General features: G+C 65.5%; 11 protein-coding genes. 8 read left to right on the plus strand and 3 right to left on the minus strand.

Annotated features, from left to right (window positions below):
- Positions 1 to 124: 124 nt before the first annotated feature.
- Positions 125 to 514, plus strand: coding sequence for a GIY-YIG nuclease family protein (locus tag AC2EAL_RS18595; protein ID WP_484725722.1), 390 nt, complete (start codon positions 125 to 127; stop codon positions 512 to 514).
- A 131-nt stretch (positions 515 to 645) separates the two neighbouring features.
- On the opposite strand, the gene AC2EAL_RS18600 is transcribed toward AC2EAL_RS18595, so the two are convergent.
- A complete protein-coding gene (locus AC2EAL_RS18600; protein WP_484725723.1) occupies positions 646 to 4335 on the minus strand; it encodes a vitamin B12-dependent ribonucleotide reductase in 3690 nt (1229 codons plus the stop codon).
- Positions 4336 to 4795: 460 nt separating this feature from the next.
- Positions 4796 to 5692 carry a DMT family transporter gene (locus AC2EAL_RS18605; RefSeq protein WP_484725724.1) on the minus strand — a complete coding sequence of 299 codons (897 nt, stop codon included), beginning with the start codon at positions 5690 to 5692 and terminating at the stop codon, positions 4796 to 4798.
- Between the two features lie 114 nt (positions 5693 to 5806).
- Between AC2EAL_RS18605 and AC2EAL_RS18610 the strand changes: the two genes are divergently transcribed.
- The 3 genes from AC2EAL_RS18610 to eno are packed head-to-tail and all read left to right on the plus strand — an operon-like array spanning position 5807 to position 8931.
- Positions 5807 to 6652, plus strand: a complete 846-nt coding sequence (locus AC2EAL_RS18610) for a DUF533 domain-containing protein (protein WP_484725725.1) — start codon at positions 5807 to 5809, stop codon at positions 6650 to 6652.
- 51 nt (positions 6653 to 6703) lie between these two features.
- On the plus strand, positions 6704 to 7603 hold the full coding sequence (locus AC2EAL_RS18615; protein ID WP_484725726.1) for a DMT family transporter: 900 nt from the start codon (positions 6704 to 6706) through the stop codon (positions 7601 to 7603).
- 50 nt (positions 7604 to 7653) lie between these two features.
- On the plus strand, positions 7654 to 8931 hold the full coding sequence (gene eno, locus AC2EAL_RS18620; protein ID WP_484725727.1) for a phosphopyruvate hydratase: 1278 nt from the start codon (positions 7654 to 7656) through the stop codon (positions 8929 to 8931).
- 63 nt (positions 8932 to 8994) lie between these two features.
- Here the strand turns inward: eno and AC2EAL_RS18625 are convergent, their stop codons facing one another.
- Complete coding sequence (locus AC2EAL_RS18625; RefSeq protein ID WP_484725728.1) at positions 8995 to 10053, minus strand: NAD(P)/FAD-dependent oxidoreductase; 1059 nt, start codon at positions 10051 to 10053, stop codon at positions 8995 to 8997.
- Positions 10054 to 10117: 64 nt separating this feature from the next.
- Here AC2EAL_RS18625 and AC2EAL_RS18630 point away from each other — a divergent pair, with 64 nt between their 5' ends.
- The 4 genes from AC2EAL_RS18630 to AC2EAL_RS18645 all read left to right on the plus strand — a co-directional run bounded on the left by AC2EAL_RS18630 (position 10118) and on the right by AC2EAL_RS18645 (position 11978).
- Complete coding sequence (locus AC2EAL_RS18630) at positions 10118 to 10648, plus strand: pseudouridine synthase (protein WP_484725729.1); 531 nt, start codon at positions 10118 to 10120, stop codon at positions 10646 to 10648.
- Complete coding sequence (locus AC2EAL_RS18635) at positions 10645 to 11061, plus strand: cupin domain-containing protein (protein WP_484725730.1); 417 nt, start codon at positions 10645 to 10647, stop codon at positions 11059 to 11061. The genes AC2EAL_RS18630 and AC2EAL_RS18635 overlap by 4 nt, the downstream gene beginning before the upstream one ends.
- A gap of 45 nt (positions 11062 to 11106) precedes the next feature.
- On the plus strand, positions 11107 to 11430 hold the full coding sequence (locus AC2EAL_RS18640) for a hypothetical protein (protein ID WP_484725731.1): 324 nt from the start codon (positions 11107 to 11109) through the stop codon (positions 11428 to 11430).
- Between the two features lie 215 nt (positions 11431 to 11645).
- A complete protein-coding gene (locus tag AC2EAL_RS18645) occupies positions 11646 to 11978 on the plus strand; it encodes a hypothetical protein (RefSeq protein ID WP_484725732.1) in 333 nt (110 codons plus the stop codon).
- Positions 11979 to 11990 lie beyond the last annotated feature (12 nt).

Here is an 11990-nt window from a genome sequence, read left to right on the forward strand (position 1 = left end):
GCGCACCTTCGGACGGTGCGCTGTAGCGCACCCTACGAGGGGGACGGGTCCGGTCCGGGTGCGACATCGTTAAGCCGACGTTCATCATTTCGCACAACTGTCATTCCCGCGAAGGCGGGGACCCATGAGAGATTACAATTTCTTCGTCTACCTGATGGCGTCGCGCTGGAACGGCACGCTGTATTGCGGCGTGACGAATGATCTTTCGCGTCGGGCGGTTGAGCATCGCGAGGGAACGGCTGAAGGGTTCACGGCGAAGTATGGCGTATCGAAGCTGGTGTGGTTCGAGCAGCATTCGGACATCAACGAGGCGATCCTGCGGGAGAAGCGGATCAAGAAGTGGAACCGGGAGTGGAAGGTTCGGCTGATCGAGGAGGGGAACCCGGATTGGCGGGACTTGGCGGTTGGTTTGGGGTTGGAGCCGGTGCCGGGTGTCATCCCCGCGGAGGCGGGAATCCATTGTGATGCCGCTCCAACGGTTCAGAAGAATGGATCCTCGCCTACGCGGGGATGACAGGCAGTGCGGGGAGGACAACCGGGAGCGTCTTGGCCCCCTTGAAGAATACAAAGGCCGTTCGTTTGAACGGCCTTTGCACTTGGAAGGGGTCCCCGCCTACGCGGGGATGACACTCACAGCGAGGTGACTCAGCTGCACCCCGTCGTAGCACCACAGCTGTTGCACTTCAGGCAGGTGCCGTTGCGCACGAGCGTGTAGTTGCCGCATTCGCCGCAGGAGTCCCCCGTGTAGCCTTGCAGCTTGGCCTTGGTCCGGGCGTCGGTGGCGCCGAGGGCGAAGGTACTGGTCGACTCCGAGAAGCCCGAGACCCGGGTTTCCGACAGGACCGCGGTCATCGGTGCGGCCATGTCGGTGCCGGTGGCGAGGCCGCCGCCGAAGGCGGTGACCCCCTGCCCGCCTTGCAGCACGGTGAACTCCTGCGGCAGGCGTTTCCTCATGTAGCCGGTCGAGGCGACCTGTTTCAGGACCTCCAGCGACTTCGAGGCGGCGGTGTCCGACGGCTCGGCGATGTTGCGCTTGCCTTCCTCGTCACCCCGTCCGAGGTCGTCGAACGAGGCACCTTTCGGGGCGACGTGGGCGAGGTCGGTGCGGTCGAGATAGCTGATCGCAAGCTCGCGGAAGATGTAGTCGAGGATGGACGTGGCGTTCTTCACCGAGTCGTTGCCCTGGACCATGCCTGCCGGTTCGAAGCGGGTGAAGGTGAAGGCCTCGACGAACTCTTCCAGCGGAACGCCGTATTGCAGGCCGACCGAGACCGCGATGGCGAAGTTGTTCATCATCGCCCGGAAGCCCGCGCCTTCCTTGTGCATGTCGATGAAGATCTCGCCCAGGGAGCCGTCCTGGTATTCGCCGGTGCGGAGATAGACCTTGTGGCCGCCGACGATTGCCTTCTGGGTGTAGCCCTTGCGGCGTTCCGGGAGTTTCTCGCGGTGGCTGCGTACGATTTCCTTGACGATCACCTTTTCGACGATCTTCTCGGCGATGACCTGGGCTTTCTCCATGATCGAGCCGTTGGTCAGGGTTTCCTCGGCCTCTTCGTCGTCCTCGATCAGCGCCGAAGCCAGCGGCTGCGAGAGTTTCGAGCCGTCGCGGTAGAGCGCGTTGGCTTTGATGCCGAGGGAGTGGCTGAGTTCATAGGCCGCCAGCGTTTCGGCGATGGTGGCGTTGTTCGGCATGTTGATGGTCTTGGAGATCGCGCCCGAGATGAAGGACTGGGCGGCGGCCATCATGGTGATGTGGGATTCCACCGAGAGGAACCGCTTGCCGGTTTTGCCGCAGGGGTTGGCGCAGTCGAAGACCTTGTAGTGCTCGGGCTTCAGGAACGGCGCGCCTTCGAGGGTCATGGTGCCGCAGACATGGTCGTTGGCGGCGTCGATCTGGGCCTTGGTGAAGCCGAGGTGACGGAGGAGGTCGAAGGTCGGGTCGGCCAGTTTCTCGGCCGGGATGCCGAGGGTGCCTTTGCAGAAGTCCTCGCCCAGGGTCCACTGGTTGAAGACGAAGCGGATGTCGAAGGCCGAGGGGAGGGCTGCCTCGATCTTCTCGATCTCGCGCGGGCCGAAGCCGTGGCCGATCAGCGCGGTGTGGTTGATCGCCGGGGCCTGGCCGAGGGAGCCGTGGCCGACGGCGTAGGCGACGATCTCGGCAGCTTGCGAGGTGGAGTAGCCGAGGGTTTCCAGCGCCGCGGGGACCGACTGATTGATGATCTTGAAGTAGCCGCCGCCCGCCAGTTTCTTGAACTTGACGAGGGCGAAGTCGGGCTCGATGCCCGTCGTGTCGCAGTCCATGACGAGGCCGATGGTGCCGGTGGGGGCGATCACGGTCGTCTGTGCGTTGCGGTAGCCGTGCTGTTCGCCAAGGCGCAGGGCTTCGTCCCAGGCGGATTTGGCAAGCTGAACAAGGGCTTGGTCGGGGCAGTTCGCCTGGTCAAGGGCGACGGCGGGGACGTTCAGGCCCTCGTAGGCCGTCCCGTGGGCCGCGGCGCGGTGGTTGCGGATGACGCGGAGCATGTGCTCGCGGTTGCGGGCGTAGCCGGAGAAGGGGCCGAGTTCCTTGGCCATTTCCGCGCTGGTGGCATAGGTCACGCCGGTCATAATTGCGGTGAGGGCTCCACACAGGGCGCGGCCTTCGTCGCTGTCGTAGCCGAGGCCCATGTTCATCAGGAGCCCGCCGATATTGGCGTAGCCGAGGCCGAGGGTGCGGAAGTCGTAGGAGAGCTGGGCGATTTCCTTCGAGGGGAACTGGGCCATCATCACGCTGATTTCCAGCGTCACGGTCCAGAGACGGGTCGCGTGGATGTAGGCCTCGGCGTCGAACTTGCCGTTCTTGTGGAAGGTGAGGAGGTTCATCGACGCCAGGTTGCAGGCGGTGTCGTCGAGGAACATGTACTCCGAGCAGGGGTTCGAGCCGCGGATCGGGCCGTCTTCGGGGCAAGTGTGCCAGGCGTTGACGGTGTCGTGGAACTGGATGCCCGGGTCGGCGCAGGCCCAGGCGGCGTGGCCGATCTGGTCCCAAAGCTCACGCGCCGAGACGGTCTTGGCGACCTTGCCGTCGGTGCGGCGGATCAGCTCCCACGGCTTGTCTTCCTTGACGGCGCGCAGGAAGGCGTCGGTCACGCGGACCGAGTTGTTGGAGTTCTGGCCGGAGACCGAGATGTAGGCCTCCGAGTCCCAGTCGGTGTCGTAGGTCGGGAATTCGATCGAGGTGAAGCCCTGCCGCGCGTATTGCAGGATGCGGTTGGTGTAGGTGTCGGGGATCATCGCCTTCTTGGCGGCCTTGATCGCAGCCTTGAGGGCGGGGTTGGCGGCGGGGTCGGTCGCGCCGTCCATCGAGCCGTCGAAGGACTTGATCGCGGCGAAGATGTCGTTGAGGCGGGCCTCATGCATCTTCGATCCGGCCACGAGGGAAGCGACCTTCTGCTCTTCGATGACCTTCCAGTTGATGAACTGCTCGATATCGGGGTGATCCATGTCGCAGATCACCATCTTGGCGGCGCGGCGGGTGGTGCCGCCGGACTTGATCGCGCCAGCGGCGCGGTCGCCGATCTTGAGGAAGCCCATCAGGCCCGAGGATTTGCCGCCGCCCGAGAGCTTTTCCCCTTCCCCACGGAGCGAGGAGAAGTTGGTGCCGGTGCCGGAGCCGTACTTGAACAGACGCGCTTCACGGACCCAGAGGTCCATGATGCCGCCATCGCCGACGAGGTCATCCTTGACCGACTGGATGAAGCAGGCGTGGGGCTGCGGGTGTTCGTAGGCGCTGGAGGATTTGGTCAGGACGCCGGTCTTGTGGTCGACGTAGTAGTGGCCCTGGCTGGGGCCGTCGATGCCATAGGCCCAGTGCAGGCCCGTGTTGAACCACTGCGGGCTGTTCGGCGCGGCCATCTGACGCGCGAGCATGAAGCGCATCTCGTCATAGTAGGCTTTCGCGTCGGCCTCGGTGGTGAAATAGCCGCCCTTCCAGCCCCAATAGGCCCAGGCGCCGGCCAGACGGTCGAAAACCTGCTTGGCCGAAGTTTCGCCGACAATGCGTTGATCTTCCGGGAGTTTCGCTAAGGCTTCCTCATCGGGGACGGACCGCCAAAGGAATTCGGGCACGCCCTTTTCCTTGACCTTCTTCAGAACCGCCGGGACACCCGCCTTGCGGAAATACTTCTGGGCGAGCACGTCGGAGGCGACCTGGCTCCAGCCCTCGGGGACCTCGACGGCGTCGTTGCGGAAGACGACCTTGCCGTCCGGGTTGCGGATTTCGGAAACGGTGGTGGTGAAGTCCATCGCGCCATAGGCGCCGGTGGCTTCGGTGGTAAACTTCCGCTCGATCTTCATGCCCCTGATCCTCTTTTTGTGGCCTAACGGCCTTTGCTTGAGTCAAATCGCGGGGGCATCCGGCCTTGCGTCGCAACGATCAGGCAACAGACGTCCGGTCCTGGCGGTTATGAGCCGCCAAGAGGGCCGCATCCGATTTGGATGCCCTTTATGTGGGTCGATCTGCCTGTTCGCTGCGGCACTAGATTTAGTGGTTGTCCCCGCCGCTTTGTCAAAGTGTCGTAATCTTCAGGACCTATCAACGGAAAAATTTTGCATTGAAGCGAATTTTTCGGCTTGACGATTTGCCCGCCACATCACGCGAGCGCGACGGGTCGTGAGCGATGGATGTGGACAGGGCTGGGGACAAACTTCGCGCAGTTTCTGAACTGCGGCGGTTTTCGCTGCAATCAGGCCCGGTTGCCCGACAGAGCTGAGATGCCCACAGGCGTGGGCACCAGGCGGAAGGGCGATTCCGGGTCTACTGCGACTGTGGCTTTGCTGTCGCAGGTCGGTTCATCAGCACGATCCCGGCGGCGACCAAGAGGGCCGCAAGAAGAATCGGCAGACCGATGGTTTCGCCGAAAAGGAGTGCCCCGAGGATCAGCGCCAGGATCGGCGTCAGGAAGGAAAACGAGGCCACAGTCGAGGAGGGGTAGACAGACAAAAGCCAGAGCCAGGCGATGAAACCGCCTGCCACGACGACCGAGGATTGGAAGACAAGCCCCACTATATGGAGGGGCTGCAGGTCGCGGATCAGCGGTCCGAACCCCAGGGAAGCGACCAGGAGGATCGGGGCCGAGACGAGGACCATCCAGAACAGCTGCATCTCGGCGCCTTCTTCGCGCATCACCGGGCGGCGGGCGACATAGGCGGTCAGCGCCCAGCCCCAGGCGGCGCCAAGGGCGCAGAGGTCTCCGGCAAGGCTGGCCTCGCCAGTGTCGGGCCGCGACAGGATCGCCACCGCGCAACCGGCAAAGGCCAAAGCGAGGCCTGCGGCTCTCGGGCCGGTGATCCGTTCGCCGAGGCCGAAATGGGCAAGAATCGCGAACCAGACCGGCATCGAATACATGATGAGCGCCGAGCGGCCGACAGTGGTCAGGTCGATGGCGAGGAAGAGGAACAGGAACTCGGCGGCAAAGAGGGTGCCGATGAGGAGGCCGGTGCCCCAGGCCTGGCGGCGGAGGCGTGGCGGGCGGCCCTTCCAGACCAGCCAGGCCCAGACGAAGCCGATGGCGAGAAGCGAGCGGAGCCCGGCGAAGAAGACGGGTTGGAGGCCTGCGTTGACCAGCTTGATGATGATCTGGTTGACGGCGAGGAGGCCCTGGACGCCGAGGAGCGCAGTCAGTCCGAAGGCGTCGAGTCGGTCTTTGCGCATTTTTCCCCCTGCCCCGGCGGACCCTTTTGCATTGACCCGCGTCCGTGGGCAAGCAAGCATGTCCGGCAAAGGTTGCAAAGTGTGAGGGGTAGGATGAGCCTGGGCAAGACTTTGATGAAGGTCGCAATCGGCATTGTCATCGCCAAGGGCGTGACGGCTCTGACCAAGGGGAGTGCGTCGCCGGCGGACAGGTCTGTCACCCCGACGCCAGAGCGGAAGGCCGGGCGTGGCACGCCGTTCGATCCGAAGCCGTCGCAACGCGAGCCCGGGCTGGAAGACCTGTTGAAGGATGTCATGGGCAGCGGACGCCCGAAGGCCGGCACCGCGCGCAAGGCCGATGGGGGCGGGCTGGGCGATCTGCTGACCGAGATGTCGGGGCAGAAACGGTCGAAGCCGCGCGCCACGGCGCCAAAGGGTGGGCTGGACGATCTTCTGGGCCAGTTGACCGGACGGTCAGCGCCCGAGCCGCGGGATGATGGCGGCATCCTGGGCGGTGGCCGGGGCAAGGGGGCGAGCGGCGGGGTCGGGGACCTTTTGGATCAGGTGCTGGCCGACAAGCCGGGTGGCAAGGGTCGACCGGTGGTGCTGCCGGAGCCCGAGCGCGAGGAAGAGCTGTCGGCGGCCTTGATGCTGCGGGCGGTGATCCAGGCGGTGAAGTGCGACGGCGAGATGGACGATGCGGAGCGCGAGCGGCTGATGCAGGCGATGGGCGAGGCCACGCAGCGCGAGGTGCAGGCCGTCAATGCCGAGCTGCAGCGGCCGGTGGACGTGGCGGGTCTGGCCCGCGCGGTCCCGGCGGGGCTGGAGCCGCAGGTCTACATGGTGTCGTTGATGGCGATCGATCTGGATGCGCGCGTCGAGGCGGATTACCTGCATCAGTTGGCGGGCGCGCTGGATTTGTCGCCCGATCAGGTGAACGCGATCCATGACAAGGCGGGGGTGCAGCGGCTTTATCGCTGAGGTTTCCTTCCCGGCGGGGGCGGTGTAGGCGGGGCGCGAAGGAGACCGCTGATGCCCCGCCCGACCGACGCCGCCGACAACACCCGTGCTGCGGCGCTGATGGTGGGGTCGATGGCGTTCTTCGCCGTCGAGGACCTGTTCCTGAAATGGTCAGCCGAGGCGCTGCCTCCGGGCCAGGTGCTGGCCTTGACCGGGGCGGCGGGGGCTTGCGTCTTCTGGGCGCTGGCGGCAGGGCAAGGGCAGCGGGTGCTGTCCTTGGATGCCGTGCGGGGCGTGCCCTTGTGGCGGACGCTGGCCGAAGCGGCGGCGGCGATCTTTTACATCCTGGCGCTGGCTTGGGCGCCGTTGACGATGACCTCGGCGCTTCTGCAGGCCTCGCCCCTGGTGGTGGTGGCGGGGGCGGCGCTGTTCCTGGGCGAGAAGGTCGGCTGGCGGCGGTGGGCGTCGATCCTGGTGGGGTTTGTCGGCGTCCTGGTGATCCTGCAGCCCTGGGGGGCGGCGTTTGACCCGACGGGGTTGCTTACGGTTGCCTGCGTGGTGGTGCTGGCGGCGCGGGACCTTCTGACACGAGTGATGCCAGCGCGGATCGGGACGTTTCAGGTGGCGACCTGGGCTTACATCGGGCTCGTGCCCTCGGGCGCGTTGCTGATGGCGGGGATGGGGCAGACTTTCGTATGGCCGAGCCCCGGACAATGGGCGGGGCTGGGAGGCGCGCTGGTCGCGGGGCTGTTCGGCTATTACGCCGTGGTGGCGGCGATGCGGCTGGGCGAGGTGTCCGTGGTGGCACCCTTCCGTTACACGCGGCTGGTATTCGCGCTGGCGATCGCGATGATCTTCCTGGGCGAGCGGCCATCGGCAACGACGCTGGTGGGCGCGGCCCTGGTTGTCGGATCGGGACTTTACGCCTTTGCCCGGGAACGGGCGAGGAAACGCGCTTCCCCTATGCCGTGAGCCGGGGTAAAGGGGCGGACGAGAGCATCATTCGGCCCTGAGGGACACCCATGAGCACGATCATCGACATTCACGCCCGCGAAATCCTGGACAGCCGGGGCAACCCCACGGTCGAGGTGGACGTCACCTTGGAGGACGGTTCGATGGGCCGGGCCGCTGTGCCCTCGGGCGCGTCCACGGGGGCGCATGAGGCGAACGAGCGGCGGGATGGCGACAAGAACCGGTACAAGGGCAAGGGCGTCCTGGAGGCCGTGGCGGCGGTGAATGGCGAGATCGCCGAAGAGATCGTGGGTTTTGATGCGACCGAGCAGGTCGGCATCGATCGCACGATGATCGAGATGGACGGGACGCCGAACAAGTCGCGGCTTGGCGCGAACGCCATTCTTGGCGTGTCGCTGGCGGTGGCGAAAGCCGCGGCGGAATTCACGGCGCAGCCGCTGTATCGCTATGTGGGTGGGACCTCGGCCCGCGTGCTGCCAGTGCCGATGATGAACATCATCAACGGCGGCGAGCATGCCGACAACCCGATCGACATCCAGGAATTCATGATCATGCCGGTGGGCGCCGACAATATCCGCGAAGCAGTGCGGATGGGGTCGGAAGTGTTCCACACGCTGAAGAAGGAACTGCAGGCGGCGGGTCACAACACCGGAATCGGCGACGAGGGCGGGTTCGCGCCGAACTTGAACTCTGCCCGCGACGCGCTTGATTTCATTCTGAAATCCATCGAGAAGGCTGGCTTCAAACCGGGTGAGGACATGTTCCTCGCGCTCGACTGTGCCGCGACCGAGTACTTCAAGGGTGGCAAGTACGAGATGAAGGGCGAAGGCAAGTCGCTGTCCATCGAGGGCAACGTCGATTTCCTGGTGGGCCTGGCGAACGACTATCCGATCATCTCGATCGAGGACGGTTGCGGCGAGGATGACTGGGAGGGCTGGAAGCTTCTGACCGAGCGTCTGGGGTCGAAGATCCAGCTGGTGGGTGACGACCTGTTCGTGACGAACCCCAAGCGTCTGGCGCGGGGGATCAAGGACGGGGTGGCGAATTCGATGCTGGTGAAGGTGAACCAGATCGGCACGCTGACCGAGACGCTGCAGGCCGTCGATATGGCGCACCGCGCGCGGTATACCAATGTGATGTCTCACCGGTCGGGCGAAACCGAGGATTCGACCATCGCCGACCTCGCGGTCGCAACGAACTGCGGGCAGATCAAAACCGGGTCGCTGTCGCGGTCGGATCGCCTCGCCAAGTACAACCAGCTGATCCGGATCGAGGAGATGCTGGGCGAGACGGCGGAGTATGCCGGTCGGTCGATCCTGAAGGGCTGAGGCCAGACAGATCGGATTGCAAATTTTCGACGAAAATATGGGGGCGCCTTCGGGCGCCCTTTTCTATTGGAACCGGGCGGGGCGGAAGTCTTTCAGCAGCGGGTTTTCGGGGCCGCCGGTGATTTCCTCGGCGAGACACTCGGCCACGACGGGCGCCAGGGTTGCGCCGGAGTGCATGACGGCCAGCCACAGGCCCTCGATGGGCCCCTGCCCCACGACGGGCAAGCCGTCGCCGGGAACCGGGCGCATCGCCATCGCCTGGTGGGCGAAGTGGATGTCGTGGCCGGGGAAAAGTGTGCGCAGGCGTTGCAGGGTGGCGTTGACCACCACGGGGAAGGCCCCGAGCACCTCGGCATGGTCGGACTGGTGGCCGGCAGAGGCGGGGGCAACGAGGGCACCGTCCGCGTCCTGGCGGACCTCCTGGTCGGGGGTGGCGAGGACCATGGGGCAGATCGGCGGCTGGGGGTTGGTGCGGATCATCAGGCCGGGGCGTTTCAGCATGGGCAGGGTGTAGCCCATGGGCTGGAGGAGCGCGGGCGTGCCGGTGCCGGTGGCGAGGATGACGCGGGTTGCAGACATCGGGCCAAGGTCGGTGAGGACGCCGGTCACCCTGCCCTTTTCTTCGGTGATGGACTGGACGGTGGCGCGGGTGACCTGTGTGCCAGAGGCTGCGATCAGCGCGCGGGCAAGGACGGCCGGGTCGGCCACGCCTTCGCCTGGGAAGAAGAGTGCGGCCTCCGGGACGGGGCCGAGGGCGGGGAGACGCTCGGCGATCTGGGCGCGGGTCAGGCGCTGGACCTGGTAGCCGAGGGCCGCAAGGTCGGAGGCGGTTTCCTCTTGCGCGTCGCCCGTCGCCTCATACCACAGGCAGCCGGGCCAGGTGGTGGGCAGGTTTGGCAGGGCTTCGGTGAGGCGGCGATGGGCGGCGAGGCCCTCGTGACGCAGGCGGTAATGCGGGTGGTTCAGGTAGTAGGAGGCGTTGAGCCAGCCGAAGCTGGCGGCCGAGGCGAGGCCGCCTTCGGCATGGGTGGAGAGGATGGTGACCTGCTCTCCGCGCCGGGACAGCTGGTAGGCGAGCGCCGCACCAGTGATGCCTGCGCCGATGATGAGGGTTTGGGACATTGGGTCAGGCTGGCACGGGTGGGCCGGGTTGGCAACCGGGGGTCGGTCGGGCTAGGTCTGGGGGATGCTGATCCTGCTGAACAAGCCCTATGACGTGCTGTGCCAGTTCTCACGCGAGGGGGAGCGGGCGGTGCTGGCGGATTTCGTGCCGGTGAAGGGGGTCTATCCGGCGGGGCGGCTGGACCGGGATTCGGAGGGGCTGCTGGTCCTGACCGATGACGGGAAGCTGCAGGCGCGGATTGCGGACCCGAAGTTCAAGCTGGAGAAGACATATTTTGCTCAGGTCGAGGGGGTGGTGACCGAGGCGGCGCTGGAGCGGTTGCGGGCGGGGGTGGAGTTGAACGATGGGATGACGCTGCCAGCGAAGGCGCGGGGGGTGGGGGAGCCTGGGTGGCTCTGGCCCCGGGTGCCGCCGATCCGGGTGCGGAAAACGGTGCCGGATGGGTGGATCGAGCTGACCATTCGCGAGGGGCGGAACCGGCAGGTGCGGCGGATGTGCGCGGCGGTGGGGCTGCCTTGCCTGCGGCTGATAAGGTGGCAGGTGGGGGACTGGACGCTGGAGGGGTTGGCTCCGGGAGAATGGAGGCAGGTGTGAGCGCAGAGGCGATCATCGCGAAGCTGGGATTGCAGCGGCATCCGGAGGGCGGCTGGTATCGCGAGACGTGGCACGGGCCGGAGGTGGGCGGGCGCGCCTCGGGGACGGCGATCCTTTTCCTGCTGCAGGCCGGCGAGCGGTCGCATTGGCACCGTGTCGATGCGGACGAGATCTGGCTGTGGCATGCAGGCGCGCCCATGGTGCTGTCGATGGGGGTGGCGGCGGCGCGGGATGTGACCCTCGGGCCGGATGTGCTGGGGGGCGAGGTGGTGCAGGCGGTGGTCCCGGCCGGGTGGTGGCAGGCGGCGTGGTCCACGGGGGAGTGGACGCTGGTGAGCTGCACGGTGAGCCCGGGGTTCCGGTTCGAGGGGTTCGAACTGGCCCCGCCGGGGTGGGAGTTGCCGTTGGGCTGATCCTATGGACTTGTCGGAGGTCGATCCGGTTCCGATATGAGCCGAATGATCTTCTGGAAGGACGTCTTGGCTTGGGCAACGGCAGCGATGGCAACCGCCGGTCTTGGCGCCATTGCCATCCTGCCTGCGGTCTACCCGGCACGTGAGGCCTTGGGCTACTTTCCGGGTGTGGTGCAGTCCTACGAGTTGCGCGTGGGGTCGGTCAGCGCACAGGGATTTCTTGCTGTTCGGTTGGATCAGGGCACGGACATGAGGGTGCGCGCTGCCGCGGCGCTGGCCCCCGGGGAAAAGGTCTGTGTCCGGGCGGTTCGGCGGGGATCGCTGATCGAGGGACATCTGGTGCCGATGGACCGTTGCACTTCGCAGTGAGCTTTGTCTCAGGCGGGGCGAGGTGTTGCCCAAGGCCGTCATGACCCCTGCGCGGGCTTTCGCCGCCGATTTTTTTTTGCGGGTCGACACGGATCGGCGGTTGGAGAGGGAGCAGAGGTTGCTGACCCTTTCGGTCGAGGGGTTTGGGCCAGAACCGCCGGGGTGGAAAGTGCCGAAGGCTTAGGCTTGTGCAGCAAGGATTGACATCCCACTTCATGAAAATGATCTGGACACGAGACAATCTGACGCTTGCGGGACTGGTCATTCTGATGGCGAGCCTTTCAGCGCTGGCGATCCGTTCACACCATATCTCTGCCAGTAAACCTCGTTCCTTTCTGACCGGATCAGTTCTCTCATACGAAGTCACGGTCACCAAGGGAGGAGGAACAAGAGGCTACTTCATGGTGCGGCTTGACCGAGGCGATCAAATTCGGGTGGAGGCGCGGACCGGGACTTTGCCCGGAGACCGCGTCTGCATCCGAGCCGCCCAGCGGGGTGAGTTGGTCGAGGGGATGCTGGTGCCGATGGACCGTTGCACTTCGCAGTGAACTTCGTCTCAG

This window comes from Tabrizicola sp. T74 (assembly GCF_057219935.1).

Bases quoted from the DNA above. Each gene is read 5' to 3' on its own strand.
- AC2EAL_RS18595 (WP_484725722.1), top strand. From the start codon at position 125: ATGAGAGATTACAATTTCTTCGTCTACCTGATGGCGTCGCGCTGGAAC.
- AC2EAL_RS18600 (WP_484725723.1), bottom strand. From the start codon at position 4,335: ATGAAGATCGAGCGGAAGTTTACCACCGAAGCCACCGGCGCCTATGGC.
- AC2EAL_RS18605 (WP_484725724.1), bottom strand. From the start codon at position 5,692: ATGCGCAAAGACCGACTCGACGCCTTCGGACTGACTGCGCTCCTCGGC.
- AC2EAL_RS18610 (WP_484725725.1), top strand. From the start codon at position 5,807: ATGAAGGTCGCAATCGGCATTGTCATCGCCAAGGGCGTGACGGCTCTG.
- AC2EAL_RS18615 (WP_484725726.1), top strand. From the start codon at position 6,704: ATGCCCCGCCCGACCGACGCCGCCGACAACACCCGTGCTGCGGCGCTG.
- eno (WP_484725727.1), top strand. From the start codon at position 7,654: ATGAGCACGATCATCGACATTCACGCCCGCGAAATCCTGGACAGCCGG.
- AC2EAL_RS18625 (WP_484725728.1), bottom strand. From the start codon at position 10,053: ATGTCCCAAACCCTCATCATCGGCGCAGGCATCACTGGTGCGGCGCTC.
- AC2EAL_RS18630 (WP_484725729.1), top strand. From the start codon at position 10,118: ATGCTGATCCTGCTGAACAAGCCCTATGACGTGCTGTGCCAGTTCTCA.
- AC2EAL_RS18640 (WP_484725731.1), top strand. From the start codon at position 11,107: ATGATCTTCTGGAAGGACGTCTTGGCTTGGGCAACGGCAGCGATGGCA.
- AC2EAL_RS18645 (WP_484725732.1), top strand. From the start codon at position 11,646: ATGAAAATGATCTGGACACGAGACAATCTGACGCTTGCGGGACTGGTC.